At 60.1% G+C, this 26,216-nt stretch carries 29 protein-coding genes; 11 read left to right on the plus strand and 18 right to left on the minus strand.

What is annotated here, in order from left to right; all coding sequences use genetic code 11:
* Positions 1–133 precede the first annotated feature (133 nt).
* The 4 genes from AWB74_RS35005 (at position 134) to AWB74_RS35020 (ending at position 2,042) form a co-directional block, all read left to right on the plus strand.
* A complete protein-coding gene (locus tag AWB74_RS35005) occupies positions 134–1,156 on the plus strand; it encodes a PRTRC system protein D (protein ID WP_061151207.1) in 1,023 nt (340 codons plus the stop codon).
* Positions 1,153–1,512, plus strand: coding sequence for a hypothetical protein (locus tag AWB74_RS35010; RefSeq protein WP_061151208.1), 360 nt, complete (start codon positions 1,153–1,155; stop codon positions 1,510–1,512). Before AWB74_RS35005 ends, AWB74_RS35010 begins: the two co-directional genes overlap by 4 nt.
* A 151-nt stretch (positions 1,513–1,663) precedes the next feature.
* Positions 1,664–1,816, plus strand: a complete 153-nt coding sequence (locus tag AWB74_RS46575; RefSeq protein ID WP_160110346.1) for a hypothetical protein — start codon at positions 1,664–1,666, stop codon at positions 1,814–1,816.
* Positions 1,806–2,042 (plus strand): hypothetical protein, encoded by a 237-nt coding sequence (locus tag AWB74_RS35020; protein ID WP_061151210.1) that lies wholly within the window; start codon positions 1,806–1,808, stop codon positions 2,040–2,042. The genes AWB74_RS46575 and AWB74_RS35020 overlap by 11 nt, the downstream gene beginning before the upstream one ends.
* 58 nt (positions 2,043–2,100) lie before the next feature.
* Here AWB74_RS35020 and AWB74_RS35025 read toward each other — a convergent pair whose 3' ends face one another.
* From AWB74_RS35025 to AWB74_RS35050, 6 genes are all read right to left on the minus strand, one after another.
* Positions 2,101–2,325 (minus strand): hypothetical protein, encoded by a 225-nt coding sequence (locus tag AWB74_RS35025; RefSeq protein WP_061151211.1) that lies wholly within the window; start codon positions 2,323–2,325, stop codon positions 2,101–2,103.
* Positions 2,326–2,427: 102 nt separating this feature from the next.
* Positions 2,428–3,513 (minus strand): primase-helicase zinc-binding domain-containing protein, encoded by a 1,086-nt coding sequence (locus AWB74_RS35030; protein WP_061151212.1) that lies wholly within the window; start codon positions 3,511–3,513, stop codon positions 2,428–2,430.
* A gap of 251 nt (positions 3,514–3,764) precedes the next feature.
* A complete protein-coding gene (ssb, locus tag AWB74_RS35035; RefSeq protein WP_061151213.1) occupies positions 3,765–4,328 on the minus strand; it encodes a single-stranded DNA-binding protein in 564 nt (187 codons plus the stop codon).
* Positions 4,329–4,338: 10 nt separating this feature from the next.
* Complete coding sequence (locus tag AWB74_RS35040; protein WP_061151214.1) at positions 4,339–5,163, minus strand: hypothetical protein; 825 nt, start codon at positions 5,161–5,163, stop codon at positions 4,339–4,341.
* Positions 5,164–5,172: 9 nt separating this feature from the next.
* Positions 5,173–5,607: a hypothetical protein gene (locus AWB74_RS35045; RefSeq protein WP_061151215.1), complete on the minus strand. Its 435-nt coding sequence runs from the start codon at positions 5,605–5,607 to the stop codon at positions 5,173–5,175.
* A 110-nt stretch (positions 5,608–5,717) separates the two neighbouring features.
* The gene (locus tag AWB74_RS35050; protein ID WP_061151216.1) at positions 5,718–6,017 is read right to left on the minus strand and encodes a hypothetical protein; all 300 of its coding nucleotides are present in this window, start codon (positions 6,015–6,017) and stop codon (positions 5,718–5,720) included.
* 379 nt (positions 6,018–6,396) lie between these two features.
* On the opposite strand from AWB74_RS35050, the gene AWB74_RS35055 reads away from it, so the two are divergent.
* The 7 genes from AWB74_RS35055 to AWB74_RS35085 all read left to right on the plus strand — a co-directional run bounded on the left by AWB74_RS35055 (position 6,397) and on the right by AWB74_RS35085 (position 12,105).
* A complete protein-coding gene (locus tag AWB74_RS35055) occupies positions 6,397–7,098 on the plus strand; it encodes a nuclease-related domain-containing protein (protein WP_061151217.1) in 702 nt (233 codons plus the stop codon).
* A gap of 220 nt (positions 7,099–7,318) precedes the next feature.
* Positions 7,319–7,708 carry a hypothetical protein gene (locus AWB74_RS35060; RefSeq protein WP_061151218.1) on the plus strand — a complete coding sequence of 130 codons (390 nt, stop codon included), beginning with the start codon at positions 7,319–7,321 and terminating at the stop codon, positions 7,706–7,708.
* Between the two features lie 91 nt (positions 7,709–7,799).
* Positions 7,800–9,059: a coiled-coil domain-containing protein gene (locus AWB74_RS35065; protein ID WP_061151219.1), complete on the plus strand. Its 1,260-nt coding sequence runs from the start codon at positions 7,800–7,802 to the stop codon at positions 9,057–9,059.
* 81 nt (positions 9,060–9,140) lie between these two features.
* Positions 9,141–10,328 (plus strand): FlhC family transcriptional regulator, encoded by a 1,188-nt coding sequence (locus AWB74_RS35070; RefSeq protein WP_061151220.1) that lies wholly within the window; start codon positions 9,141–9,143, stop codon positions 10,326–10,328.
* Between the two features lie 4 nt (positions 10,329–10,332).
* Positions 10,333–10,524: a hypothetical protein gene (locus tag AWB74_RS35075; RefSeq protein WP_061151221.1), complete on the plus strand. Its 192-nt coding sequence runs from the start codon at positions 10,333–10,335 to the stop codon at positions 10,522–10,524.
* Between the two features lie 3 nt (positions 10,525–10,527).
* Positions 10,528–10,899, plus strand: coding sequence for a hypothetical protein (locus AWB74_RS35080; RefSeq protein WP_061151222.1), 372 nt, complete (start codon positions 10,528–10,530; stop codon positions 10,897–10,899).
* 210 nt (positions 10,900–11,109) lie between these two features.
* On the plus strand, positions 11,110–12,105 hold the full coding sequence (locus tag AWB74_RS35085; RefSeq protein WP_061151223.1) for a CAP domain-containing protein: 996 nt from the start codon (positions 11,110–11,112) through the stop codon (positions 12,103–12,105).
* A 730-nt stretch (positions 12,106–12,835) separates the two neighbouring features.
* On the opposite strand, the gene AWB74_RS35090 is transcribed toward AWB74_RS35085, so the two are convergent.
* From AWB74_RS35090 to AWB74_RS35145, 12 genes are all read right to left on the minus strand, one after another.
* Positions 12,836–14,119: a hypothetical protein gene (locus AWB74_RS35090; RefSeq protein ID WP_061151224.1), complete on the minus strand. Its 1,284-nt coding sequence runs from the start codon at positions 14,117–14,119 to the stop codon at positions 12,836–12,838.
* Between the two features lie 34 nt (positions 14,120–14,153).
* Positions 14,154–14,768 (minus strand): hypothetical protein, encoded by a 615-nt coding sequence (locus AWB74_RS35095; protein WP_061151225.1) that lies wholly within the window; start codon positions 14,766–14,768, stop codon positions 14,154–14,156.
* An 11-nt stretch (positions 14,769–14,779) separates the two neighbouring features.
* Entirely contained in the window at positions 14,780–15,898 is a 1,119-nt protein-coding gene (locus tag AWB74_RS35100; protein WP_061151226.1) for a type II secretion system F family protein, read from the minus strand.
* 12 nt (positions 15,899–15,910) lie between these two features.
* Positions 15,911–18,313 (minus strand): ATPase, T2SS/T4P/T4SS family, encoded by a 2,403-nt coding sequence (locus AWB74_RS35105; RefSeq protein WP_061151227.1) that lies wholly within the window; start codon positions 18,311–18,313, stop codon positions 15,911–15,913.
* Between the two features lie 2 nt (positions 18,314–18,315).
* Complete coding sequence (locus AWB74_RS35110; RefSeq protein WP_143749374.1) at positions 18,316–18,939, minus strand: hypothetical protein; 624 nt, start codon at positions 18,937–18,939, stop codon at positions 18,316–18,318.
* Positions 18,926–19,942 (minus strand): hypothetical protein, encoded by a 1,017-nt coding sequence (locus AWB74_RS35115; RefSeq protein WP_235024793.1) that lies wholly within the window; start codon positions 19,940–19,942, stop codon positions 18,926–18,928. Before AWB74_RS35115 ends, AWB74_RS35110 begins: the two co-directional genes overlap by 14 nt.
* A gap of 283 nt (positions 19,943–20,225) precedes the next feature.
* On the minus strand, positions 20,226–21,851 hold the full coding sequence (locus tag AWB74_RS35120) for a hypothetical protein (RefSeq protein ID WP_061151230.1): 1,626 nt from the start codon (positions 21,849–21,851) through the stop codon (positions 20,226–20,228).
* Between the two features lie 5 nt (positions 21,852–21,856).
* Positions 21,857–22,501, minus strand: coding sequence for a toxin co-regulated pilus biosynthesis Q family protein (locus AWB74_RS35125; RefSeq protein WP_061151231.1), 645 nt, complete (start codon positions 22,499–22,501; stop codon positions 21,857–21,859).
* Positions 22,502–22,506: 5 nt separating this feature from the next.
* Positions 22,507–22,929: a lytic transglycosylase domain-containing protein gene (locus AWB74_RS35130; RefSeq protein WP_235024794.1), complete on the minus strand. Its 423-nt coding sequence runs from the start codon at positions 22,927–22,929 to the stop codon at positions 22,507–22,509.
* Positions 22,926–24,176 carry a hypothetical protein gene (locus tag AWB74_RS35135; protein WP_061151232.1) on the minus strand — a complete coding sequence of 417 codons (1,251 nt, stop codon included), beginning with the start codon at positions 24,174–24,176 and terminating at the stop codon, positions 22,926–22,928. The genes AWB74_RS35130 and AWB74_RS35135 overlap by 4 nt, the downstream gene beginning before the upstream one ends.
* Positions 24,173–24,976: a lytic transglycosylase gene (locus AWB74_RS35140; RefSeq protein ID WP_061151233.1), complete on the minus strand. Its 804-nt coding sequence runs from the start codon at positions 24,974–24,976 to the stop codon at positions 24,173–24,175. Before AWB74_RS35140 ends, AWB74_RS35135 begins: the two co-directional genes overlap by 4 nt.
* Positions 24,969–26,216: a TrbI/VirB10 family protein gene (locus AWB74_RS35145; protein WP_061151234.1), complete on the minus strand. Its 1,248-nt coding sequence runs from the start codon at positions 26,214–26,216 to the stop codon at positions 24,969–24,971. The genes AWB74_RS35140 and AWB74_RS35145 overlap by 8 nt, the downstream gene beginning before the upstream one ends.

Consider the following 26,216-nt stretch of genomic DNA (forward strand, 5'->3'; position numbering starts at 1 on the left):
TTCGACGCCTGCCAACACGCGCAGCGGCACCGTCACATTCCTGTGATCGATGGCAGGCATCGAATAACCCTTAACGAAATCTGCCACTTTTCGGGCAGACCGCAAATTGAACATGACCCACTCTGGAGAGCGAATGAAATCGCACGCAGCAGTCTTCGCCGTCGACGTCGGCTACGGTAATACGAAGGTCGCGTTCCGAAACGGCTCGGAGGTCGCAAGCCTCATCTTCCCGTCGCTTACCCCGACTTATCAGGAACAAACGATCGCTATCGAGAGCCAGGGGCTGCTGAACGTCCCGAAGACCGTGGCGATCGAATGGAATGGCAAGACCTACGAGGTCGGACCCGGTGTGCCGTTGAGTTCGCGCAACGGCGACGCAGGCGGCACGCTGGCCGATAACTACTGCACCACCGATAGCTACGCAGCGCTGCTGGGCGGAGCCTTCCACTTTGCGAATATCGACTCCGTTGACCGCCTGGTGCTGGGCCTGCCTGTCAAGAACTTCCACAAATACGCGGAACACCTGCGCCAAACCTTCACTGGCAAATTGGATTTCGGCAACACTCAAGTCACCGTCGGCCGGGTGATGGTTCTGCCGCAGCCAATCGGCGCGCTCGTGAACTTCACGAAATATCACGAGTTCGACCAAGAGAACCCTCATCTGATCATCGACGTCGGATATTTCACGACCGACTGGGTCGTTGCGACCGGCCTCACGATGGACGAGCGCCGCAGCGGTGGGCATCAGAGCGGCGCCTCGCATTATTTCCAGAAAATCGCAGAGCGCATCAAGGCGAAGCTCAAGGCGTCGCCCGATGGAATAGAACGCATCGACAAGGCAGTACGCGAGGGCAAGAAATACCTGCTCGCCGGACAGGATATCGACCTCGCGCCCTATCGCGCCGAGTCGCAGCCTGTCATCGACGGCACCGTGAAGATCATTCACAACCACATCGGACACACCGAAGATCTCCGCTCGATCGTTCTGACTGGGGGCGGTGCCGCCCTCTACGCATCGACCATTCGCGCGGAATTTCCTAGTACCCGGATCGACATGATGTCGAATCCAAGCTTCTCGAACGTCAAGGGCTTTTTCGCGGCCGGAGAAGTGGCGATGATGCGCGAGAAACAGCGTAAGGAGGGCGTTGCTGCATGATGGGATCATTGGAGATCAAGATCACGATCAGCGAGGCCGTCACGCCCACGTTGTTTAAGGCACTGACCGCCGTCTCCAACCCGAGGCAGCGCGCCGCTCTGCTCAAGCGCCTTGCCGAGGACGCTTTGCGCGCAAGCGTCGCGCCGGCCCATGCCTCACCTTCGGCGGGTTCCGTCAACAATGACGGCGGCAACACGGAACGAGACACTCCGGCATCTAGCGCGGCTGACTCAATCGCGGTCTCCGATCATCCAAGCGCCCGAGCCGATCACGCCCCCCTGAAACCGGCGACTCCCAACGAAGAGGAAAGACAGTTCGACTACGCGTTCCTCGCAGACAAGCTCGGGGATTTCTGAAGCTTGATCACGGCGACACGTGTCTCGCATATCTTGCTTATCGAGCGCGGTCGCCGTTCCAATTCGCAGAGCGGCTTGACTTTAGAGCGTGCGTGGCACGATGAATTCATGGGTCGAACGACACGACCTACAACGCTACGGAGATCTGTACATGACCCTTCTCGACACTATCGTGCAACTGGACTGGAACCGCGCTGCTCGCATGTGGGTGTTCATTGCTGGCGCACTTGCCGCGTGTGAGGCAGCCTACCTGTTCCACCGCGCATTCATTGCCTACAGGAAAGGAGCTGACGATGTACGCTAAGTTCATGGCCCTGCCCTTCGTCACGCGTCGCGTGCTGATCGCGATCGCTCTCTTCTTTCTCACCTTCATTTCGGTGCACCTGCCGAAGAACGGTTTCAGCGAGACGCTGTGCATCGGATCGTTGTTCGCCTTGCTCTGGGCCGTCGGCATTCTCGTCCCGGTTCTCAAGATCACGTTTTTTGTGCTGCGGTGGGTGTTGAGATACCACGTCTTGTTCAAGTACTGACAAATGCGAGCGACCAAAAAAAAACCCGGCCAAGCCGGGTTTTGTCGAAATGATGTGCTCAGTGCAGCAGAGACACACCTTGTGCGCTCGCCTGTCGGCGAATGCAATAGAACCATGCAGTCTCGAGCGTGACGCCCTGCTTCTCGAGTCGTGCGCTGCCGCCTTGTCCTCGATCGATCACGTCGTACGCCTCTGCTTCCGATTTTCCGACTCTGACCGAGCCGTTCCCCACTCCGGACGTTGCGACGATCTGATAGCGGCCGACAATCATGCTGAAGCTCATTTCCTCTTCTCCATTGGAATAGCTCGGGCGGATTGCGGCCCCAGCGGGGACGAATCCCCACCGGGCGAAAGTTACAGTTAGCGGCGTAAGCGCCGGGGAAAATTAAACGTGCGCGGCTTCCCGCTCCGCTCGGCGCATGGGTACCGCGGGCGCGGCATGCTGATTTCCGTGAGCTGCGAACCACTCGTCCGCGAAGTCGGTCTCCCGTTTCTTCGGACGATGAATCAACACTGTGTACCCTTCGGCACGCAGGCGTTTTGCGAGCTTCAACGCGGCGTCAACCCCAGGCGACTTGCCTGTGCGAGGATCGACAGCGTCGAAGTCGGCGAAGATATGAACGACGCGGATGCCGAGGCCCTCCGGTACAACGAAGTCGGCAAGAAGGATTCGATTCAGGCAATACCAGACCGGCACACCAAACAGCATGTGCGCGGCGTAAGCCGTTTCAAGACCCTCCGCGACGCCGATTTCCCCGTCGACCGGATCCATCAGCCGGACTGCGCCGCCGTTGAGCTTGTGAAGCGTCACGTCGTTCAATTTAGCCGGCAGGATCTCGCCATCGTTAGTGACGATCGTCGCCTTCGCCACCGTCGAGCGTTCGAGGAACGTCCGGTGCAGTGTGCCAAGGCGGCCGTCCGGCAGCGTAAAGCGAGCGATGATGCCCGGCCACTGGCCGATCACCTTCTTCTCGTGCCGATAGTCGAGCATCGCCTGGCGCAGAGCCTGCGACGGCGGCGCCGTCAAACCCGGAACCCGCGCGCGCAAATAGCGCGGCACCAATCCGTCGGATCCGATGAGCGTCGCGCGATCCCACATCGAATCGAGCCGCTTGCGCGCCCATTCGGGGTCGACTTTTCGGCCGGGAGCCGGGCCCGCCGCCTGCTGCGCTCGACACTGTCGAGCCTCAGCAAGCGATCCACCTTCGAGCTCGAGCATCAATTCACGGAAGCTCATGCCCGCTACCTTGCAAATGAGCTCAAACCCGTCGCCGGCTTTGGGGTCACCGTTGTTGCATTTGCGGCATACCCAATCGCCGCGGCCGCGTTTGTTGTCGTAAGTGAAGCGGTCGTTACCGCCGCAGACGGGACACGATCCGCTCTTCCCGGTCAGTGAGCTTTCCGGCACTCCATACTTATGGAGTAACGTAACCCACTGTTCCGGGGACAGCTTGAGTCTCTTTACATTCATTGTCACTCCGTAGTGGCGTGGTTGAGGGTCGATGCCTGAACAGGCGGTGAAACAGTGCTCAAAAAGGCTGTCTGCTCGCGCGCACAACGTTCGCGGCGAACAGCTTTTTTCAGCACAGGTGTTGCGCAAAAATGATTGATACGCGGGCCGCGCGAGGAGAAACGGACGCTTCGCGGTTCCGCCGGCCCAAGGGGGCCGGACAGAACAACTAAGGTGAGGTGTTACGGGAAAGAAGGTGAGGAACTACGGGATCAGATCGCAGCCCATTCACGACCCTTTAAATATGGGCGAAAAGGAATGTCATCCATGTCTGCGAAGCCACCGCCCCCGCCAAACGAGCCAGACGATTGGGACGCACGCGAGGTCGAAGCAGCAGGAGCCGGACCACCAGAAGCCGGTCGACCATTCTCCTGGCGACCCTGACGCTGCGATCGCGGCGACTCAAAGTCGTCTGCGCTCGATGAGCCACGCTCGCCAGTTGCTCGACCACCGAGCATCTGCATCTGGTCCGCGACGATCTCGGTCGAATACCGCTCCTGTCCAGCTTGGTCCGTCCACTTTCGTGTGCGGATCCTGCCTTCGACGTACACCGATGAGCCTTTCTTCAGATACTCGTTGACGATCTCGGCCAGCCGGCCGAAGAACGACACGCGATGCCACTCGGTCAACTCCTTCATCTCGCCGGATGACTTGTCCTTGTAACGGTCGGTCGTTGCCAGTCTGATATTGGCCACCGCGTCGCCGCTGGGCAGGTAGCGCGTTTCGGGATCAGCCCCGAGGTTGCCCACGAGAATGACTTTGTTAACTGATGCCATGAGAGGCTCCTTAAGATTTTTTGATGGACCATAGCCACTTATCCCACAGCACTTGCGCGCCGCGGGCATCGAGCTTCGGTCTTCCACGTTTATCAACAGCGGGCACCTTGGTTTTGCCAACGCGCCTGACTTCTACACGATCACCGACTCTGCAATTTGCTTCCGCGATCGCGTCGCGAAGGCCCTCGCCTTGCACGACGTCTGTTCCGCCGCGGTGCTGAAGCGTGATGCAGAACGACTCGTAGGTTTTCCCAGGGCGCTTGCCATCGGGAAACTCCTTTTCGCCCCACTCTTTCAACACGCCGTATCGGGGGCGCTCGGTCCGCTCGGGCCGCTCGGGCCGTTTAGGTGCTTCGCTCGGCGCTTCGCTCGCCTGAGGTGCCGGAACCGATACGACAGCGTCCACGATCGCATCGTCACGCTCGCGGAACTTTCGCGGCTCCAGCTCGGACCGCTTGCGCGATGGCGCGGGGGAACCCCCATCGGACTCGGCTGGCTGAGCTTCCCTGATCGCTGTGGCGATCGCATCCGTCAGCGTGCCGGTGTGCTCACGCAGCACTTCCCAGTGCGGCGCAAGTGATGGCATCAACTTCATGCCGACGGCGGTTTGCTTGAGTTCGAAGTCGAATGCCGGGAGGAACTGGACAACCACGCCTCCCTCATCGCGAAAGAGCATCGCTTGGCCGGCAACGTTGACGTGACGCTCATTGCGCGCACCTTGCCCAACGACAACGGGAGCCGGTCGCGCACTCGAGCGTGCATCCGGTCGTGGTTGCGCCGGGGACGCGGTGCCGAAGAGACTGCCGAGCATCCGCCCGAAGGTAAATGTGCTCATGCTGGCCTTCTACAACAGGGTGCCGAAACTGTCGCGACGCACCTCTTCCATGTCGCGCTTGAGTAGCGGGTTGCTCAGTATGACGTCTTGCAGGATTTCAGGATCGGCGCCGTTGATCTGGCAGACGAACCGGTACGGCAATGCGCCGTTCCAGAACTCCATGACCCACCCGAGCGTCGCCCGGTAGTCGTCGAGATCGAGTTTCTTCCTATTTTTGAGTCGCTCGCTGAACAATGCGGCGCAGTCCATCAGCGACTCGGGCATGTTGTCGCCGCGCCGGCTCTCTGTTGCTAGACTGATCAGCGCGTCGACCATCTTGTTTGTCACCGCCTCGCTCCAGAACTGCGGATCGGGCAAGGGATCTGGCTTGGCTTGAACACGGGTGACCGGCGCCGGGGGCGCGTCGAACATGTCCAGTTGCCATGCTGCGACTTCCGTAAGCATGGGAATCTCCGGATGAACGGGAAACCCATGCCCGCAACGGGAGGATTTCCCGTTGGGGGTGACGATCAAGACCGCCCATGAGGGGCGGTCTTGACGTTCAGGCGTAGCGACTAGTCGTCGGTGCCTGTCTTGAGCGGGATGACCACTGCGGATTTCGCGTACTGACGCTTGATCGGCGTGACCTTCGCTTCTGCCGGGGCCGGCGAAGCAACAGCAGCCGTCGGCGCTTTCGTTTCTTCCATTTTGTCCTCCTTCAACGAGGCCTTGATGGATCGCTTGATCCAGGTGGCAACGGCGAAGGAAACGAACAGAAACGCGAAGAAGGAGTGCGCCGCGAACCACAACGCAAAACACACTGCGACCAACCAAGCGGGCGATTTGATCGCCTTGAAGACCAACTGCTTCGGCATTTTTCTCTCCAGAAAAACTGACGCACAAGGGGGATGTCCAGCCGGTACAGCGCTGGATGGTTTTCGATGCTCGATTGAGCAGGGAAAAACGGCGCGCGGAGAGACGCTTTCGTCACGGCTCGACAAGGCGTGGCGAAAGCATCAGTGCGGAGGAAGGAAGATCGAGCAGTCGCGATACCTATCGCGATGCTTTTCGTCGATGCGTCCAGGACGCGGGGATGAAATCGAATTTACGCGAACTGGGCAAGCCCGTGCAGGCGAAAGCTCGCAAAAACAGACCGCCTTTCGAAGACGGCATTCTGTTTTATCGCCATTTTGCGCGCCTTGACAATGCGACGCGGGTGTCATGCTGGTCACAGATTAACTCACCCGAACAACCATGCTTGTCGAAATCATCCTCGCCGTCGGCGCCTACTGTATCTACCGAGGCCGCAAGAAACGCCGTAAGCAAGACGCTGGCTCGCCCCTCCCCCTCCCAAATCGACGTTCCGACGCAATCGGTGCAGCCGGTGAGGCTGCGGCGCAGGCTGAGCTTCGAAAAACGCTGTACTGGCTTTGCGGCAACGATTTCTATCTTCATGACGGGCCGCTCGTGATCGAGCATGCGCCAGGCACGGACTTTCCGACCGCCGAGATCGACCACCTCGCCGTGACGCCCTTTGGCATCTTCATCTTCGAGACGAAACACTGGTCGGGCCACATCGCCCCGTCCACTCGCGCGGGAAAGCTGACGCGTTCAGCGCCGAGCGGGCAGAAGGACGAGCGGCGCTCGCCCATCGATCAAAACCGAACCAAGCTGCGATTTCTCCGCGACCAATTGCCCCCGATCTGGCCGGTGCGCGGCGCTGGGCTATTGACATCGCCCGAGGCCGTGCTCGATCCCGATCTATCAACCGACCTGCTGGCTCCGGCCGACTTGCGACAGTGGCTCCGCATGCAACGAGACGCCTTCGCAGGTGCCAAGCCCATCTGCGTCGAAGTGGCGAAAAAAGCAGTGCTCCTGCTGGCGGACGACTCTCAGATGGCACTGCAAAAGCACAAAGCGATCGTAATTAGGGCCGGCTTGGGGATGTTGTATTAGTCATACGATTTCATTAGACGCAAGCTTCAAATTACATTTCTTGTGTCTAAATGTTACTAAAGTGTTTCATGAATAGACCGTTAAACGTTTGCGAACATGCAGCAGCGACGCCCCTCTTCCATATCTGGATTGAAAGAGGGGGTGAAAAGAGCGTCTTTCGGCGAAAAACGCCAGAAGGCGGTCGTTACGATTGGTTACTTGCACGGAATAAGAGGTTGAGATGCATGAATCGGAAAGCAAAAAGTTCTCAGATGTGGCGCAAGAGGTGATGTGTGAAGCGCACACCCCCGAGACAATCAAGGCACTGGCTAAGCACGCTGCTGAATTGGTTGCGCTCAGGCGTTCGTCCGCAGGTTCGCCTGACGTGGTCTCGATCGGGACGCGCGTTTCAGAATGCCTCTACCTGATTAAAGACGCGGTGGTGGCGACCGCTGGCGACACGCTGGAATCACGCAAGGAAGCGGCCGCCAAGTGCTTCACTTTCATTGCGAAAGCAGCTGATATGCCTCGTTCCGTCGCGCGGCAGTACATGCGCATCGCAGAACGATTCAAGGACACCGACCTCGACCTGAGCGCCATGACCGTCCGTGACCTGTTGTCCCGCCCCTAACTAAATAGCTTAACTGCGAGCGCGTCGAAAGAGCCCTTGCGGTGTGATGAGCAGCGCCGGCTGGTGCTGCTGCAAAATCTGGAGAGAAGAAATGCCGAACGGCGAGACGTCCAAGAACACCCAACTGAGCAAAGTCCAGCACCCGCTCGTCAATCCCCCGGGGGAATTCAATGATGCGCTGGACGACATCTTCACGAAGCACGATCCCAAGTGGTCCTATCGGGACACCATCGTACATGCCGTCAAGAAGGCATTAGGGGACGATCCAGCAACCGAAGAATTGGCGGTTCAGATTATTGAAAGCCTGATGGCCGTTGCGGAAGCGCGGGCTCGCATCAAGGCCGATCTGGAAGTGATCGGTGCCCAGCTCCTCAACGTGATGTACACGTTGAAGAACGTGATGATTGCGAAGGCCGGCGATACTATTGCGATTAAACGCAAGACGGCAACGCTAGGATATGTGATTTTCGACAACGCACTTGGGCTTAAGCGCTCCGTGGCGCGTCAATACATGCGTTGTTACGAAGCGTTCGCAGATAACGCCGAGGCCATCCGCACGTTCAATGTCGGCGAATTGGACATCCTTGCAGCAGAGCACGTCACGGACGAGCAGGTTGCGGAGATTCTCGCTAAGAAGAAAGAGGATCCAGACATGACCCGCATGGACGTGAAGCGAATGCTCGCCGAACTGCAGAAGAAGGACGCTTCGCTCGAGGACGGACGCATCCAACTCTTGAACGTTCACTCGCAACTTCAGGACGCGAAAACGGCGCTCTCAGTGTCCGAAAGTGAGGCCAAGCACCTACGCACTGAACTGGCTACGAGCGCTCGCAAGATCGCCGACCGCGAGGCAGACCTTGCGCGAATGGACGATCACTACAAGCGCAAGCAGGCGGGCCTGAGCAACATGGAAAAGGACCTTGCCGACAAGGACAAGGAAATCGGGCGGCTCACACGCGAAGCTAGCGAGCTGCGCAATCGTAAGCCCGAGGTGCAGTACGTCGACAAGCCGACAGCCCCTGCTGGTTACATAAGCATCGCCGAATCCATTCAGAAGAGCAACGACGAACTCGCTGAGATCGAGAAAAGGATCGCTGCGGAGCAAGCCGCCCTCGAGGCGCTCGAGACGGAGCGCAAAAAGCAAGCGACGGCCATCGAAGCGGCGAACAAGGTTCAGGCCTCCCTGCAGGACGTCTCGTCCTCCTTCGAAGTATTCGCCGCGAAGCTCATGGGCGCGCAACTCGCGGTGCAAGCATGTGAGACGCCCGCGCAGCACGAGCCGCTTCTGGAAGCACTGGCCGCGATGCTGCGCAAGACCGTATCTGAGCTGGACGCTGCGCTCGGCCGGTAAGGTAAGAATCAACGAGAAAAGCTACGGGGCGGGCGCGCTCTATCGCGTCCGACAAAGCTAAAAAGACCACAAACAAGAACTATGTCAACGAACACCCTAGATGCTGTCGAGACCACGATCTCGCTTCCGAAATTCATCGCCGAAAAGATTCAGCGAGCCAACTACGCACTGACGGATGTGATTCACAACGTGCTCGTCCGTTACCGGGAGGCTGAAAACTTTTTCGGCGTCTCTCGCGACAACATGGACACATTCAAAGCCCACGCGCTCCCGAAAGCGATGCTCATGAACATGCCGTTTCTCGCACTTGCTCCCGCTTTGCAAGATCCTCGCGACTGGGAAACGTTCGTCGATGATGTTCTCCTCTCCCCCACGGTCGAAGAGCTGATCAAAGCAATGCCCGCTGTCGACGCGCTGACCGCGCGCGATATCTTTCACTACAACTGTACCTACGTCTCCCTCCTCAAAGACGTACTCCACATGAGCGTCCTGGCCGCGCCCTTGCTTGGCATCTCGTTCAAGCTCGCCGAGTACCTCATGGAATTGCCGATTGGTCGACTCGAAGCAGCGATCGGCGCAATCACGTTCCCGCTTTTCAGATGGCGGTTCGACGAGCAACTTTTCTGGACCGAATACAGTGCCGGTTGGCTCACACACGAATCCGTCGCGCACTACCTGATGAGCACGTCGAACCTTAAGTCGACCGCTCTGCCCTACACGCACCTTTGGTCGGATCTTCGTTTGGACCGCGCTCAGCGAGACGTCTACGCTCGCATGCTGATGACACAAGGCGTCCGCGCATCGACCGCAACCAATCTGTTTGGCCTGAACCAGACGAGAGCGCGTAACACTTACAAACAGATCCACGGCGTGAGCTCGCCTTGCGGCTGCAACCCTAGTTCGCTCACGTGGTACGTCGATTATCCCGCTCATCGCTTGCAAGGCACGCTGTTGGTCTGGCTGTATCGATGCGCGCTCGAAAATAAGGCGAGCAATCCTGAGGCACTGATCGCAGCCAACGACATCGTCGCGAAAATGTTCGGTGAAAAGCTAGTCATCACGGCCGATCGTGCAAATCACCTGACGCGCTCGATGGCGATGGACTCGCGCTTGACGATGGCGCCGTGCCGAAGCTGCGGCACAGACTACATCCTCTCCAATGGTGAAGGAAAGATCGAGTTGGCCAAGGACTTCGTTTGTCCCGGCTGCAGCTACGCCTTTAAACCCCGCTTCGATCTGAGGAAGAAAAAGGGTCGAACGAAAGCCTAATCTAATGGATCTGGAGGTTCAATCGATGTCGTATGAATTTACCGTTGACGCCGGACTGGTCATCTTCTCGCGTGACGGACGCGCTCAGTTCGGTTGGCACAATCGGGAGACCGGTGCGTTCCATGCTGAAGCCGACGGTCGTTGCATTCCCGACGCGGTAGGTGCAGTCGAGTTTCATTCGGACGTGATGCACTAGATCATGCAGGACTTCGCCTACCTCTTTTCCGATAGCGTCTCCGCGTGGCTTCGCGGCCACGGCGACGGGCGGTTTAAACGATACGAACGGCACTATCGCAGCGATCGCGCGAGTGCCCCCTCTCCCGACGCCTTTGATCTCGAAAAGAGCAACGTGCTCTTCTCTCAACGGTCTCGTTGCGCCAGGGGGCGAATCGATTCGGTTCTGAACAGGAAGCCATTCGCCGCCCTTGTCACATTCCTGATTTTCCTGTGGGGCGGCTCGTTGCTGCTATCAACGATCGGCACATCACAGCCCGTGACCGCCGGCGTCGCGCTTTGCGTCGCGTTCGTTGTCTTGCGCGCGAGCAAGCTCAGGAAGCGCGCGCAGCGTTGATGGCAAACGGTTGCGAGGCCGCAACGTTGACTGATCCGCATTTCTTACGAAGTATTAAAATGCCTGCGCTGCCAACTGGCCAAAGGCATTTTCCAACGGGGATTGCAGTAACGGGGAGGATTCCGGAACGACTTGACGTCGAACACCGCTCGATAACATGAAAGTAAGCAGATCGCACGGGCGACTGCAAAAACTAGGTCGGATCAACAAATGACGATTAAAAACAACTTCAAACTCTCGATGGCCGCGATCGCTGCATCGCTGCTGGTGGCTGCTTGCGGCGGCGGTGGCGGCGGCAGCAGCGATGCATCGCCTGCAGCCCCGGCAAGCGGTGCAAGCACGCCCGCGACGACGACTCCCACCAATCTGACGACGCCTCAGTACGCTGCTGACAGCTTCCATCTCGCAGCGTTTAATCTGCTCAACCAACAGCGCCAACAATGCGCATTCCCGGCCCTGCAGGAAAATGCCGTCCTCGATCAGTCGGTGGCTGCCCATGCGCAGTATCAGGCCACGAATAACGTCGTGTCCGATACCGAAACGGCGGGTGCCTCTGGGTTCACAGGCGTCTCGTACGCTGATCGGGCGGCCCACTTCGGGTACCCGCAGCACGTACCCATCGGCGGTGTATCCGGCGGCTTATACACGAATGCGACGTGGACGGAAGCGCGATACGGACAGCAAGCCATCTATGGCCTGATCTCCGGCGTATATCACAGCATGATTGCCGTCGCACCGATGAACACGGTCGGCATCGGCAAGGTCGCCACGACCTACAACGGTTTCCCGCAGGAGTGGTATTCACTGGCACTGGCGAACTATCAGCCGATCGCGACCAACGCGCCGTTGACATTTCCATGCCAAGGCACTACTGGCGTTGCGAACGACTCTTTCGGAGAAATGCCGACGCCCCCTGCTACGTCCGGCCATTGGGGTACGCCGGTCGCGGTCGCCGGCAACCCGAATGACACCATCGTCATGCAGACCGGCACGATGACCGATTCGTCGTCGCACGTGATCGCGTTGCAAGTGCTGGACTCGGCCACGGACCCGAACAAGATTTTGCCGAAGTGGATGGGCGTCGCATACCCCTCTACGCCGCTGTCTCCGAACGCGCAATATACGGTCTCGCTGACGGGAACGATCAACGGCGTCGCGTTCTCGCGTACCTTCACGTTCACGACCGGAAACATCCTCGCCGGCTAACAAAGGTCGCGTCGCAGAAAGACCGAGCCGCCAGTCGAACTGGCGGCCCTTTTATTGATTGCGAAACTGAATAAAATTGCCCCGTAGCACCTCGCGGGCGTTTCGTTGCGAACAGTTGCCTCAGCCACCCGAGCCCGCAGTGTCGCCATAACCCTGCACATCGTAGCCGTTCACTTCTCCGGTACTATCGCTCGCCCTGCACATAGCGTATTGGTAAGTGTTCGGAGATGTGTTGTAGGTGTCGGTAATAAATTCAGTGTTTGTGCCGTCGTCAAAAACTGAGTTCTGCACGCCCCACCCGGGCCAAAATCCGAGTTGCTGAGTGACATAGACTCGGCAGGCTTCCTCGGGATTTCCTTTCGGTTGCGTGGGTGCATTCGGTTGGCATACCTGTCCAACCCATGCCGCGCCGTTCCACGAAGGCGCGACAAACTGTGTGGACCCGCTCGGGCAGCTTGGAGGTGGCGGTACATTACATGAGTAGTGCAAAGCTGTTCCCGTCCAAACGGGTCCGCTCGCGAAGCCGTATGCGCAATTAGGTTGTGGCGTGGCACATTGATACCGCACACCGAACTTCTGCCATGAATACCCTGGATCGCAACCGGGAGCGCGTGGAACGCCAATCGGATTCTGTACCCATTCCGCGTTGGAGGCGACTGGCGCCGTCAGCACACCGCTGAGCGTCGCCATCAACGCAAACGAGATTCCCGTCCTGATTCGCTTCATGTTTTTATTGGTTTGAGTAGTTACAGCCAACGTCGATTTGTGCTTGCAGGCCGAGCTGATCTTGCACAAGCGTGTTTGCGCCGTCAGCAAGCACGTCATATATCTGGAGCACCCATTGCGAGCCGTTCCAACCCATCGCGTAACGCGCGCCCGACATCGGCGGATTGTGATTGGAATAGTCGGTCGTCAGCGATTGCGGGATGATGCGATACCACGCCGTACCGCCGGGTCCGCAGGTGGGAGGATAGACGCCCCATCCGTTGTACCACCCGCTGTATTGAGCATCGGCGGACTGATTGCTGACCAAGGTGCTCGCGCCGATCCAGTTGCCCCACTTGTTGCAAACGAATAGTTGATTGTTTCGGATCGTGACACCATTCCATGAGCAGTTTGAGGCCGCCGAGTTGATGTTTGCTACGGTGGCGTTCACCGTGGTCCCGGATACCGTAACCGCACTCACCGTTCCGCTCGAGGACACATTGCCCACGCTGATTGGAGCCGGACCCGAGCCTGCGTAGTTCTGGATATAGAGCGTGCCTTTGGTGCGAACCGCGGCGTTTGTGTCGTCACCGTAGTAGATCGTGCCGTTCGCCATCTGTAGGCTATTTCCGGCTTGCAACTTGAGCGTCTTCCCGGACATGTTTCCGATGTTCTGAATGTCCTGGTTATTCGCGTTCATCGTCCCGGTGAGCGGCAGTGCGCCATCGCGGCGGTAATACGGCGAATTTCCGTCAGCCCCGAAACCATTGATCGCGAGGACCATTCCCGCCTTGTTGCCGGCGGGGTTCGGAAGCGTCCATTGCCCCTGATTGCCCGTGATGACTGTGGGCGTGCGATTGCTCGAAAACCCAAACTGACTCCCACCCGCCGCGATCAACGTCCCGGCGCCCGCGATGTCTGGCGTACCTTTCTTCAGCAACGGTTGCGACGGATAGACCTGGGATGCGATGTGGCAATTTCCTAGAGCGGTCGAACAGTTATCCGGCACGATAGCCAGACCTATCTGGTAGGCGCCCCCCCAGAACGGACCGCTTTTGAATGCGATCTTGTTATTGCTTTGCGCGCTCAGTTGCGCGAGAGTCGGCGCAGAGATCGGCGTCGCGGTGGTCTGCGAGTAGCCCGCGGGGACCAGCGTCCCGAAGTTGTTGGTGATATAGCTGCCCAACGCCGCGTTGATCGAAGCCATGTTTTGGCCCTCGAGCTGCAACAGGTTCTGGCGCTTGGCCGCAATGTCCTCCGTAATCCCTTGCGCCGTCAGCACGGCCGCGCCGACCAGGACGATCAACATCTCCAATATGCTTCCCATGTCGGCGTCCCCAGCTTTAAGTGCGCGTGGTCCACAACGCCAGCGACGCGGTCGCGCCCGTCGATGCGCATGCTGTCGCCGCCGACGACGCGCTGAACGGCGTGGTCGGTGCCGAAATCGTAGTGCCGTTCACGACGACCTGCGTGTAGACGGTCGACAGCGCCGCGATGCTCATCGCACACACCGACGCCGTTACGGGATAGGTCAGAACAAGCGAGTCGTTCGCCGTGACGAGCGTGCTCACCGTCGTCGTCAACGTGCCGTTGAACATGCCTTTTACCGACGAGTAGTCGGTCGCCACGCGTGCGCCTGCCGAGTCGAACGCGTGGTTTTGCGCGAGGATCTTCAGCGTCTCTGCGGAGAAGTCGGCGTCAGCCTGGGTGGCATTCAGAATGCCCGTGTGGAACATCTGCGCCTCGCTCTTGAACTGCGACGAGCGGATCAAGTCGAGCACGTATTTGCCGCCGGCATACACCGCCAGCGCGAGCAGCGCCGCACCGGCCATCACCGCCCCGGCTTCGATCATCGAAAGTTCGCCCGACTGACGCTTGGCGCGAGCGATTCTCAGAAGACGTGCACGACGCATCTTCACATCGTCCGCGTGCAGAGCCTGAGTTTGATCCTTGGTCATTTGAAGTCCTTTTAATAGGTGGAAACCGCGGGATTGCCCGAAGTCAGGTTGACGGCGCCGGTCACGATGTACGAACCAATTCCGAGAGTCAGAAAGAGCGCGGCAGCGATGCCGAGCAGCATGAAGTGCGTCAGCCGCGCGTTACGCTTGACGGCCTCAATCACGCGATCGAGCGATTCACGCCCGAGGCTCTTGATCGCCAGTTCGAATTGATCGCGCCCTGCCGCATCGGTGATCGTGTCGACGATCGTCGTGGAGAAGATTCCAGTGTCGAGCGCACGCATCGGCTCGTCCGCCCGCGCGGTAAGCCGCCGGTTCATCGTCATCAGGTGCCAGCGCATCCACGGGTCGGCGGTCTTCAACAGCCGCTCGAGCGCGGCGCGCAAGGTAAGGTTTGAATCGAACAGGCCTGCCAACGAGACGATCAGTAGCGCGGCACGCAAGTCGCGTCGATTGCGCCAGAGCAGCGGCATGCGATCGAATTTGTCCCGCAGCGGTCCCGCCCAGCGCTTCAGGCTTGAGAAGTAAGCGAAGACAAGGCCGATCACGACCGTTAGCGTGAGCCACCAGTACTCATAGCAGAACGTGTCGACGTGATAGAGGAAGCGCCCGAGGTCGGGCCACTGTTCCAATGGTCGAACGTCCTTGACCTGCGGAAAGATGACGCCGCCAAAGAGCATGCAATACGCGTACATATAGACGAGCAGCAGCGCCGGATAAGCCATCTGGACCGACGTCGTCGACGACAAGACGCGTTTCGCTTTCGCGGCCATCTCGGCGAGCTCGAAGCCGCGCACGACCGCATCCTCACGCGCCGACTCATCCGCGATGTCGAGCAACGCGTACTCATCGCCGGGAATGAATGGCTTGATCGCGTGCGCGAAGCTCTCGCCGCGCTGCATGGTCTCGCGAATACGGGCGAACACGTGCCACTCAATGCGGTCGCGTGCGCGATTGCGCTTCTCGTAGGTCTCTAGCCGGTCGAATAGCGTCTCGGTGTTCCGCAGGCCTTTGGCTGCGATATCGAGCCGTGTCTCGCGGTAGAAGTCCTCGCGCACTTTCTGAAAGCGCCAGCGCGCAGCAGCGACTTGCTGCCGCTTGGGGAGCATTTTTGCAAAGGTATTGAGCATGACCGACCCGGTTTAGAGCATCCGACCGTCGACGCCCGGCATCACGCGGTATTGCGCGAACGACTGCATCGACCGATTGATGAATTGTGGGTCAATCAAACCGCGCGAAGACTTGAAAAGAGCGTGTTCATAGAGCGTCTTTCCAGTCATGTCGGCATTATCGAATCCTGTACGCCGCTCGCCGCGCCAGATTCGACGCGCGCCGGCCCAGTCACGCTCTCCGACACGCTCGAGGAATTCGGGCGTCGGGCGGTAGAGTTCCGCCGCAACGGAAGGACGTTTGGTGCCGCCGGCGACCTTGCCATTGCGCGTGAACAGGCCGTCCAGACGACAGTGCTGGCAACCGTCGTAGTTGCGACAAGCCATCCGAGTAGTGTCGAGGCCGAATTTGTTCCGCAGGAGTTCCAGATCCATCGCAGGCATCACATCTTCAGCCGGAAGCTTGCACTGATCGCACAGCGTCGGGATGAGCTTCTGGTTACCGACCGCGTTGATGAAGCCCTCCGACGCGAGTTCGTCAATCGGCAACTGAAGGCGACCACCGGCCATACGCATCACCGCGGCAATCACGTCACTCGCGTGAAGCGAGAAGCGAACCGGGTGACCCGTCAGCGCGAGTTCGGCAACCAGCCCCATCACCACACGATCGCGCACTTCGCCGATCGTCAGATCGTCCGGGTCCTGACGCATGAGCGTGCGGATCACCTCTGCGTATTTTCGGTTTGCCTCGTCGTCGGTCTCGTCCGGCCGGCGGATGATCGAATAGTCCGAAAGCCAAGGCATCGGATATTCGGCGGGTTCATTCACCGCGAACTGCTTCTTCAGCTCGCGGTCCGGCAGCATGTACGAGAGGGCGCGCAGCGTCGTCGTCTTGCCCGAGCCCGTCTCGCCAGTCAGCGCGGTGATGCCGCCGCTCACATAGTTCAAAGTGTCGATCAAGTCGAGTTGGCTTTGCTCGAAGCCCATGTCCTTGGGCAGCAGAACGTTGAAGCTCTTGAAGTTGCCATCGAGCAAACGCAGCGTCACGTCGTAGCCGCCGACCAGCGGAGACGACTGCCACCGAAGGTTCACGGTATCGGTCTTCACCACCAACGGAATCATGGCGGACTGCGGTGCGGTGGGCTGAAAGCTGTTACCCGAATTTGTGTTGCGCTGAACAAGATCGCTATATGCCGCGAACAACGCGCGACGCACGATCGCCTTGGGCATGTGGCGGAAGGTGTACATATCGCCATTCACGCGAAACCGCACTTCGACGTCGTTGTGGAACTCGCGCGGTTCGAAGTGAATATCGCTCGCGCCATACGCATGGGCCGCTTCGACGATGTCACGGAAGTTGCCGATCGCTCGGCTGGCTTCGCGCACGCCCGCATTATTCGGCGAAATCGCCTTGCCGGTATAGATCGCCGCGATGACTGCCTCACTCGCGACCATCTCTTCGCGCACCAGGATGTCGTTGTTGCCGAGATCCTTAATGAACGACGCGTACTGTGCTTTCTCGCAGAAGCGGGCCGTTGCGATCGTGATTGCGATGCCAGGCTGCAGTTCGACCGCCACGAATTCCTTGCGTGCATTCGCCGGAATACGCAATGCGGCGTCGTCATCCGAAACGGTCAGGATGCGCTTGAACTCGGGCAGCGACTCGGGGGAGACAAGTTCGGGACGCCCGGACATCAATCCCACCGTGCCAGCGCTCTCCCCCTCTTCGTCCGCGTCTTCCGCGAAGAAGGCTTTCGATGCCTTCGGCGCTGACACCGGCTGCTCATCTGACACGCACGGATGTTCAATTGCTGCGCGCTTGAGCGTGGCTACAGATGGTGTCTGCATGGCAAGGTCTGTCGCGACGATGGAGATCGGAGCGTCCGGTGACTCGTCGGTCGAAACGCTGGTCGGTGCATTCGTCGCCATACCGGTCGGCGCGGCAGTGTCGGCCATAGGCGAATCAGGCGACGGCTCCGCTCGCTGCGCACTCGAACTGCGCTGTTCAGCCGATTTCATTGCAGCCGCCAGATGTTCAAACGTGGACCGCTCGAAGACGGGCGGCTCAAATGGATGAAAGGGCCGTTCTTCTTCCCTGCCCGAAGCATCCAGGTCGGGAACGCTCGGCGTCGACTCGGTGCCAATTACTGCCGCATCTTCGATCGTCGTGCTCTCGACGTCCTCGATATCGCCGCCTGAGAGCGCCCGTCCAAGAAACATGACTTGCGGGTTCGTCGCCCGCGATGTTGTCTCAGCCGACGGCGCTGGACGGCGCGACTCCGTGCTCGTCGACGCGGGCTCCTTCCGTTCGCGCTTGCGCTTGGGCTCGGCGCTGCTGGCCCCTTCCACGAAGCCGGCACGAGGCGCACGCAAGCGTTTGAAGAAGCCTCCGCGCAGCTCGGGCGCGTCCTGATCTTCTTGATTGAACAGACCCATGATTATTTTCCAAAGGGAACGAAGGTGGACGCGGTCGCCGTCGGCAGGCCGCCGGGAGGAAGGGGGGAGCCCAGGTCATTGATTGCCCTCACGGCCGGACCATCGGACGCAGCGAGCGGTAAGTCGGAGGGTGCCGAGATTGTCTCGGTCCATTTGCGCCTGCCATCGACGAGCGTGACAGTGAAACCCTCGACCGAGGCCACTGTCCATCCGTTAAGCAGGCGCGACCCTTGCCGCGCCGTGTAAGTTGCACCTTGAAAGTCATAGAGGACATACGCCCCAGACATATCGGAATAGGCGCCCACGAAGGTCGCGGGCACAACGCGCTTCGGCGGCAGCAGAGGCTTATGCTCGACGAACTTGGGTGCAGCCGGCGCACTTGCCGCCGCCGGCGCTACGGGCGCGGGCGCGCCGAGCGGCGAGCCAAGCCCGACGCCGCCCTGCACGCCATTGTTTGCGCCATCGCTCTTGCGCATCGAATCGACAATCTTCTGCCGCGCGAGCTTATCGATGTCGTCAAGCGTCAGATGACTCTCCTGCGCCATCGCGCCGCTCGCGGCGAGCACGAGCGCGCCGATCACCGCAGCTTGTAAGGCGAACTGAGGGGGGAATTTAGTTGAGAACATAATATTTGCCCTTCGCGGTGAAATGCACGCCGGTGCCGTCATCTTTCAACTGGATGTCGAGCGACTCCAGCGCCATGTTGTCCGGCAGCCGCGCGAGCAAAGCGCTCTGCCATTTGTAGCCATCGATCTGCCAGGCGCCCCGTTGCACGAGCGGACCTTGCACCTCGCCCGCCATCGGCTGACGAGATATCAATCGTTCGGCAGGCTTGATGTCCACCACGTAGCCGTGGCTGCTGAGGGTTTCCGGGGTCGTGGAAAGTTTCTGCGGTTCGGTCTGCAACGCCTTGATGAGCGCCTGCTGTGTCGGCCACGACTTGGCGTCGGCGAGCGCAACACGCTGCACGATGTCCGCTTCCGGCCCTTTCGTGGTCAGATGCCAGCCATCTGGATTGAAGACCACGGGACGAATAAATTCGGGCGCGCGGGCGTCGAACTCCTTGAACGTGCCGCCTTGCCGTTTGTAGGTGGTCACGCAAGGCCCGGTCGCATTGCAGGTCGCCTTCTCGAACTGCCAGCCGGCAAAGTTGCTCTCCTCGCTACCGAATTTCGCGAGCAGTTGAGGCGCGAGGAGCTTTGCGAGCGGCGCGGGTGCAGTGAGCGTGCGCAAAACGGCCGCCTGATATTCCTGCATGAAGGTAGGCGGAGGCGCGGGCGGAGGCGGAGGTGGATTGAGGATCTCCACCGCCTGCTTGCCGACGAAGAGAAGCGCCGCCAGGATCACGAGCAGCGGCACGACCGTCGGCACTGCGACGGGCATTTTCTTAATCAGACCAACCTTGCGGGCGACCAGCAACTCGCGCAGTTCGAACATCTCGTCGACGGCGTGAAGTTGCGCGCCGAAACCGAGCGTCGCGAGCGCGAGACCCGCTTTCTCGCACTGGTCCTCTATTTCCTCGCGTCGGTCCGCGAGTGCGTTGAGCGCCACCTCTTCATCGGCTGTGACCGCACCGCGCTGCACCAGCACCAGATGCACACGCTCTTCATTCTGGATCAGCACCAGCACGGCGGGCCGGCGCCGAACCCGGTCCAGCATAGCAATACGTGCGGCTGCGGAATACAGCTTGCCGCCCTTTCGTTGCTCGGCCTCGAGCGTGCAAAAGCCCGCGATTGTTTCGTCGTTTGCCTTGATTTCGGCGTAATGCGTCGCGGCAAGTTCCTGCGCGTAATGCCGACGCTCGGCGCGCGCGCCTTTGGGCGAGTACGCCCGCCATTCAAGCCCGAAGACCAGCTTCGCGCCCTTCTCCCTCGGAATCGATTCGAAGTGCATTCTTGTGCTCAACTCGTGCTCACATCGACGGCACGACAGTAGCCGTGAGCATGATCACCTGGAAGGTCCGGCCCTTGTTCCAGTTGCCGGACATACCGGCAATACCGTTGTTGCTCGAGCCGTCATAACGGTTCGTCACCGCGCCGTACAGGACCACGGTCTGACCGTCCGACAGCGCGATGGTCTGATCATCCTTGCTGCCGAGAATGTCGGGCAACTGGATCTGCTGGAGCGTGGCCCCGGAGCCCGTGCTGATCGTGGTGAACGGCCCATTGAGCTTCGAACTGTCACTCCAGTACGACAGGATGATCTGGTTGTGGTCGTTGACCGACGGCAGGATGTTCACGAAGTCACCGACCGTGACCGACCCAGGCTGCAGGCCCGGCACGCCCGCCGTGCCACCGGTGAGCGACCCGAGACTTGGGGTGGTCGCGGCGAGATAACCCTTGGTCTCGAACGAACCAATCGACACCGGCAAGCCATTGAGCGTTAGCTTCGTCTGCGTATTGTCCTGCACCGTCTTACCGAAGCTGTTCAAGCCGCTGATGATGGCGTTCGTGCCTTCGAACGGCGAGCCGGGCTTGAGTACCGAAAGGCCAACGCTGCCACCCGCGGCGGTCGCAAGCGAGATAGGCGACGTGAACGTGATTGCATATTTCTTCAGTCCATCGGAGATGCGGTTGAACACAATGTCGGTGCTCACGCCCGCTTGCGAGCCGTTGTTCATATCGATCTGCAGCGTGCGGACACGCAATGCGACCTGACGGGTCGAGATCGCATTTTCACGCGCCAGCAGCGCACCCATCCGATCCACCGCCTCCTTGGTGTCGCGCACCATTACCAGTCGGCTCTGCGGATTGACGACCACCTCGCCCAAAGGCGATTTCAATTTCTCGAGTTCCGACTGAATGATCGCGATCTGATCGAAGGTGCCATCGCGGCCGGTGGAAGTGACCGACGAGAACGAACCGGTATTGCCCACGGTGCCGCCGGTCGCCCCGCCCGCCTGACCGCCAGTCGAGGTGTCGGTGCCCTTGGACATGGTCGACTTGATCGATACCTTGCCCGGGATCACTGCGATCGTGAACGTCTTCGTCACCAGCCTGTTGATGGAAATAGTCGTTCCATCGAACGACCAGTCGAGGCCGAGGTTTTCAGTCACGCCGCGCAGGTACTGGCCGACTCTGCAGTTGCACGGCTGCGCATAGAACGGCTCAACGTTCGCCTTCGCAAGCGACGACGTCATTGGCCCCGGTTGCGACGAAGCGGCGACATTGGTCTTCGGGATGAACGCATCGCGCGGAATGAACACGTCAGGACTCAGGTGTACCGGGAAGCCGGTCGCACTGGACACGAGCGTCGCAATCTTCGAGAGCGGCAAATTGCCCGGGAACACCACCGTCTTCTCGCGGAAGATCGCGGGCAGCGTCGCTTCATAGGCAACCGGCACGAGGCGATCACCGAGAAACGCGGTCGGCACATCCTCAACGAGTGCCATCGACTCGGGGCCATTGCCCATCGCCTTTGCGCCCTCCGCGTTGAGCGCATCATAGGCGTGGTTCACGTCCAATTGCGACACCGCACAGCCGTTGAGTGAGATCGCTACAAGCATGGCGACGGCGGATTTGATTTTCGTAAGACGCATGGCGATTACTCTTGGCAGTTTGCCGCGCGCGCGACCACGCGGATGACGTTGTTGGTGTGCTTGCACACGCGCGTGGGCGTACGCATATGATTGGTGGCCTGCATGAGTTGCGTCAGCACCGATTTGAAATCGCCCGAGAAGGTCGCATTGAATTCGAGCGGCAGATCGTCATCGATCTTCCATGCGAGTTGCCAGCCTTGCTGCTGCAGCCAGCGATCGAGCGCGTTGCGTAAGTTGATGTCTTGCGGCGTGATGGTGAGCGACAGCACCCCGCCCGGTGTACTTGATGCGGTACCCGAGGGAACAACGACAGGCGCGACGTCGAGCGAGGCACTCCCGGGCGTCGGTGCGCCAGCATCGGGCAATGCAGTCGGAGCCGGAGTGCCGGGTACTGCCCGAGCCGCGGCGGGCGGTGCACCCGTCGAGGCGACCGGCGTTCCAGCCGGAGCCGCCATCGCGACCTGGACCGGCGCGGGTCGCGCCATAGGTGCCGCGAGCATCTGCCAGCCATCTCCCGGTGGCGGTGCGAGACGCGACTGGTCGGGATCTGCGGCCGCAAGCGTCGAGACGGTCGTCAGGGCCAGACAGGCAAACAACTGGGCGAACAGGCGCGCGGTGCGATGCGTTTGAAGAGAAGGAAAGGGCGTCATGTTGGTCAGTTCGCGCGCTGCAGGCGACGGTAAATGTTGTTGGCGTAGACGAGTTGCTTGCTCGACGAGACGGCGTTATAGGCACCGACGGCCCGCCACGTCGCGCCGAACTGCTTGATGTTCGATGCAAGAATCCACGTCCCGACGTAGGCGTTCACGCAGGCATCGAACAAGTGCTGACGCGAAATCCCGAACCGCGAAAGCTTTGGCAACCAGGTCGAATTTATCTGCATAAGACCAATGTCCTCGCTGCCATTGCTGTTGCGATTCGTAACGTAGGGACGCATGCCGGATTCTTGCTGCGCGATTGCGCGCACCAGTTGAACGCTCACGCGGTGATAGCTCGCGGCGTCATCGATGCAATCGGCATGTGCCAACATCGGTCCGGCGGCGGCAAGCAGCATCGAGATCTGGAGCACGCGGTTCATGACGCAGGCCGATCGAAGAACCGCACGTCATGCTTGCGAAGAACGTTCACGACGTTGCCGTCAGCATTGACAATGAATTGATCAGCAGTGCCATTGAATTTGTAGAAGCGTCCCTTCTGTTCACCTGAACCCATATGCGCGACGTCCGCGACCGTGACCTTGCCGACCGTGTCAGCGAACTTGAAGAAGGTCGAGCCGTTCTGATCGAACACGCTTTGCAGGGCCGCCTTGTTCGCCGGATCGAACTCGTACACTGTCCCTGCCACGCGCGCGACTTCCACCTTGTCGGCGGCGTTCGAGATGGAGAAGCGTTCGGAGCGGTTGAACGTGAGGATGTTTGTCGCGTCGTCCCATTTAGGACGCAGCGATTTGCCGTCGGCGTCGGCGACTTTGAGTTCGCGCGACGGCTTCGTGATGAACTTGATCTGAATGTGACTGTCGTCGCTATCGCGGATCGCGACGGCACCCAGTTTCGCCGCGAGCACGGAATCCGCCCGCGCTGCGACATCGGCGTCGCTTTTCTTGGCGATCTCGGCGATCGGATCTGCGGCAGACGGAGCAGGCTGTGCTGCTACCATCGAGGCCGTCGCCGGTGCGACGTAGTTCACGGCGACCGACTGAGGTGCCGTGCGGCGCAGACTCACGTGATGCGCGTTGAAATCAACATCGGCGTAGAGGTCGGAGGCCGCGACAAGCCGATCCAGCGACTGCATCCAGTTCTCACCGTCGCTTGTGGCGAAGCTCATCGACGACGTCAGGTCGATATCCTTCTGTGCTGAGCCAGTCCACCCTTGCGGAACGAGCGCCTTCACCAGCTGCGACAGCGGCAGTGTCGCGCTCAACGCGCGCGTGCTTTCCAGGCTGGTGCGCGAGCCAATCAACGCGAGACGGCCTGAGAAACCGGCAAACGCCGGGGGGGCGTCGGAACGCGCCTTGTCGCCAATAAAGCGATTGGCCTTTTTCCAGTAGGCCGTCGCGGTGGAGCCACCCACCGTGTAGTGAATCACCTCCGGCGTGCCCGCGACGACGACGTACGGACCCTGGCTGTGTCCGCCATCGACGCGCAGCGCCTGTCCCGCGCGCGGCTGAAAGTAGGTATCGCTTCCATCGTTGAAAACGAGCGCTGGTCGCTCGAGCACGTTGCCAGCAATCTCATAATCGAAATCGAGCGGGTCCGTACCGGCAGCCCTCGCATTGAGCGTGAGCGCGACAAGCGCCAGTGTGAGAAGTGAAAGCGTATGCTTCATAGACCGCGTTCGATTTGAGAGAGGTGCTTGACGAAGCGCGCAAGATACTCGCGCCCAGGTGCGGGATTCGCGCTGTGGTAGTACGCAACCGCCTTCGCCGCGGAGTGGGTCAACCGAAAGTTCTCGTTGAGAATGTCTTCGGCGACACGGATGTTCGTCGCCGGCGCGAGCGCGTCCCAGGGGCTAGCAAAACGCTTGGAGTGGTACCCCCAGTTCACCTGTAAGAGACCAACGTCGAAGTCCGATCTGCCATTGCCGATCAGATAGCGAATGACGCGATAGGCGTCTTCGCGCGTGCGGAAGAAGAAGCCGCGACCGGCCACGTTGAGCGTCCATGGCCAAGGTCGGCCGTTATAGGCGGACTCGTTGAGCGCAATCCCTACGAGAATTTTGGGATCGACCGACGTATGCATGGCGTCGAACGGCGCTTGCGCCGAAGCGCATGCCCAACCGCCTCGCCGCTCGGTCATGCTGGCCTGCGCGTCATCGGTCAACGCCGCCGGGCGCAGCCACCCTGCGCGCACGAACAACTTGGCGAGACTGACCGGCGCCCCGTCGATCGCGACAGCAATGGATCCATCGGCGGCCGACTCAATCGCCTGCCCTTCGAACCGGCTTGCCCACGTCAGGAACGGCTTCAATCCGCACGCGTACACGGGCTCTCCGGGCAACTCGACAATCGCGCGTTTCGTGCCGTCATCGAGCACCACGCGCGTCGGGCTGATGATCGAATCGATCGTCGCCGCGTGAGCGGTGAGCGTGCAAACCGCGGCGCAAGCTGTGACCAGTGCCTTAATCATGGTAGGGCTCCATCACGATGTCCTGCGTGACCTGAACCAGAAACTTCTGGCCAGGGTCGACCGTGATGGTCGGCGGTATGTTCTGATTGCGTTGCAGGACAGTCTGAGCGGTCGCGGCCGCGACCTGCCCCGCCGTGCTGCCGTAAGTTGTCACGCCGTTCGGGGTCGCGGTCGTTGCAGTCTGCGCGCCGTTGTCAAAGGCCTTCAGCAAGATCGCCGTGATGAATCCCGCGCCGAAGATCTTGAGGAAGTGGTTGTTCACGTCGCCGGAGAAGCCCGCAAAGCCGTTTTGATCAGCGCCTTGCATGCCGTTGAGCGGCACGTTTTTGCCGTTCGGCAGACGCAGACTGGTCGATGCGACCAACAGGCGTTCCTGTCCCACCTTGACGTCGGCGCTGTACATACCGTTGATGAACGACCCCTTTGGGATCATCAGACAGTCACCCCGCAAGCTGTCCCACACATCCTCATCGACCATGAGCGCGACCCGGCCCGGCTTGTCCGAGTTCAGCCCTTCGACAGTCTTGACGTGAATCGTGTGCGGCGGCGTCAGCGTGCAGCCCGTCGAACGTCCATTGAACGTCGTTCGCTCGATGCCACCGCGAGCGGCCGCATCATTCAGGAAAGCGCGATCGCGATCTTCAGGCGCCTGACCTTGCTTCGCGAGCGCTAGCGCAAGGGCATCCGCGCCTGCACTGCCCGCTGCCGCGCGAGCGGCGCGAACCTCTTCCAACGATGGAACACCGGCAGGCAAAACGCCGGCGGCTTGCGTCGCGTTGCGCGAGGAACCGGCTTGCTTGAAAACTGACGCGGTGTAGATCGCATCCTGAGCGGCGCGGCGCGACAGGTCTCGCGTATCGCCGCCCTTGTCGACCTCATCCTTAAAGTCTGCGCCGATGAGCATCGGCTTGACCGGTGCCTTCTGCGCAGCTGCTGCGTCGGATGCCGCGCGAGCGGCCGCCTCAGCGGCTGCGGCTTCGCGCTGCTGACGGATCATCTGATCGATGTCGTTGCTGTTCGCAGCAGGTGCCTCAGTGCTGCTCTTCAGCGCCGTCGCCTTTTTGACCCGGGCCTCTTCATCCGCCTTGCTGGTCGCCTGCAGCTCGTAGTAAAAGCCCAGACCACCAATCACGACTGCAGCAAGAATGCCGATGCTCATGATCGCATTGCGCGGCGTCTTGCCTTTGACGAGCTCCTCTTGCTCGGCACTGGGGGCGGCCGAATCGGGTTTCTTGGCCAC

Origin of the sequence: Caballeronia arvi, from assembly GCF_001544695.2 — a bacterium.
Taxonomy (GTDB): domain Bacteria; phylum Pseudomonadota; class Gammaproteobacteria; order Burkholderiales; family Burkholderiaceae; genus Caballeronia; species Caballeronia arvi.

What these genes read in the sequence shown, in the direction of transcription:
- AWB74_RS35060 (WP_061151218.1), top strand. Translation starts at nt 7,319, where the DNA reads ATGCATGAATCGGAAAGCAAAAAGTTCTCAGATGTGGCGCAAGAGGTG.
- AWB74_RS35080 (WP_061151222.1), top strand. Translation starts at nt 10,528, where the DNA reads ATGCAGGACTTCGCCTACCTCTTTTCCGATAGCGTCTCCGCGTGGCTT.
- AWB74_RS35065 (WP_061151219.1), top strand. Translation starts at nt 7,800, where the DNA reads ATGCCGAACGGCGAGACGTCCAAGAACACCCAACTGAGCAAAGTCCAG.
- AWB74_RS35090 (WP_061151224.1), bottom strand. Translation starts at nt 14,119, where the DNA reads ATGTTGATCGTCCTGGTCGGCGCGGCCGTGCTGACGGCGCAAGGGATT.
- AWB74_RS35100 (WP_061151226.1), bottom strand. Translation starts at nt 15,898, where the DNA reads ATGCTCAATACCTTTGCAAAAATGCTCCCCAAGCGGCAGCAAGTCGCT.
- ssb (WP_061151213.1), bottom strand. Translation starts at nt 4,328, where the DNA reads ATGGCATCAGTTAACAAAGTCATTCTCGTGGGCAACCTCGGGGCTGAT.
- AWB74_RS35095 (WP_061151225.1), bottom strand. Translation starts at nt 14,768, where the DNA reads ATGACCAAGGATCAAACTCAGGCTCTGCACGCGGACGATGTGAAGATG.
- AWB74_RS35105 (WP_061151227.1), bottom strand. Translation starts at nt 18,313, where the DNA reads ATGGGTCTGTTCAATCAAGAAGATCAGGACGCGCCCGAGCTGCGCGGA.
- AWB74_RS35085 (WP_061151223.1), top strand. Translation starts at nt 11,110, where the DNA reads ATGACGATTAAAAACAACTTCAAACTCTCGATGGCCGCGATCGCTGCA.
- AWB74_RS35110 (WP_143749374.1), bottom strand. Translation starts at nt 18,939, where the DNA reads ATGTTCTCAACTAAATTCCCCCCTCAGTTCGCCTTACAAGCTGCGGTG.
- AWB74_RS35070 (WP_061151220.1), top strand. Translation starts at nt 9,141, where the DNA reads ATGTCAACGAACACCCTAGATGCTGTCGAGACCACGATCTCGCTTCCG.
- AWB74_RS35025 (WP_061151211.1), bottom strand. Translation starts at nt 2,325, where the DNA reads ATGAGCTTCAGCATGATTGTCGGCCGCTATCAGATCGTCGCAACGTCC.
- AWB74_RS35005 (WP_061151207.1), top strand. Translation starts at nt 134, where the DNA reads ATGAAATCGCACGCAGCAGTCTTCGCCGTCGACGTCGGCTACGGTAAT.
- AWB74_RS35135 (WP_061151232.1), bottom strand. Translation starts at nt 24,176, where the DNA reads ATGAAGCATACGCTTTCACTTCTCACACTGGCGCTTGTCGCGCTCACG.
- AWB74_RS35140 (WP_061151233.1), bottom strand. Translation starts at nt 24,976, where the DNA reads ATGATTAAGGCACTGGTCACAGCTTGCGCCGCGGTTTGCACGCTCACC.
- AWB74_RS35125 (WP_061151231.1), bottom strand. Translation starts at nt 22,501, where the DNA reads ATGACGCCCTTTCCTTCTCTTCAAACGCATCGCACCGCGCGCCTGTTC.
- AWB74_RS35130 (WP_235024794.1), bottom strand. Translation starts at nt 22,929, where the DNA reads ATGAACCGCGTGCTCCAGATCTCGATGCTGCTTGCCGCCGCCGGACCG.
- AWB74_RS35030 (WP_061151212.1), bottom strand. Translation starts at nt 3,513, where the DNA reads ATGAATGTAAAGAGACTCAAGCTGTCCCCGGAACAGTGGGTTACGTTA.
- AWB74_RS35120 (WP_061151230.1), bottom strand. Translation starts at nt 21,851, where the DNA reads ATGCGTCTTACGAAAATCAAATCCGCCGTCGCCATGCTTGTAGCGATC.
- AWB74_RS35075 (WP_061151221.1), top strand. Translation starts at nt 10,333, where the DNA reads ATGGATCTGGAGGTTCAATCGATGTCGTATGAATTTACCGTTGACGCC.
- AWB74_RS35050 (WP_061151216.1), bottom strand. Translation starts at nt 6,017, where the DNA reads ATGCCGAAGCAGTTGGTCTTCAAGGCGATCAAATCGCCCGCTTGGTTG.
- AWB74_RS35020 (WP_061151210.1), top strand. Translation starts at nt 1,806, where the DNA reads ATGTACGCTAAGTTCATGGCCCTGCCCTTCGTCACGCGTCGCGTGCTG.
- AWB74_RS35045 (WP_061151215.1), bottom strand. Translation starts at nt 5,607, where the DNA reads ATGCTTACGGAAGTCGCAGCATGGCAACTGGACATGTTCGACGCGCCC.
- AWB74_RS35040 (WP_061151214.1), bottom strand. Translation starts at nt 5,163, where the DNA reads ATGAGCACATTTACCTTCGGGCGGATGCTCGGCAGTCTCTTCGGCACC.
- AWB74_RS46575 (WP_160110346.1), top strand. Translation starts at nt 1,664, where the DNA reads ATGACCCTTCTCGACACTATCGTGCAACTGGACTGGAACCGCGCTGCT.
- AWB74_RS35010 (WP_061151208.1), top strand. Translation starts at nt 1,153, where the DNA reads ATGATGGGATCATTGGAGATCAAGATCACGATCAGCGAGGCCGTCACG.
- AWB74_RS35055 (WP_061151217.1), top strand. Translation starts at nt 6,397, where the DNA reads ATGCTTGTCGAAATCATCCTCGCCGTCGGCGCCTACTGTATCTACCGA.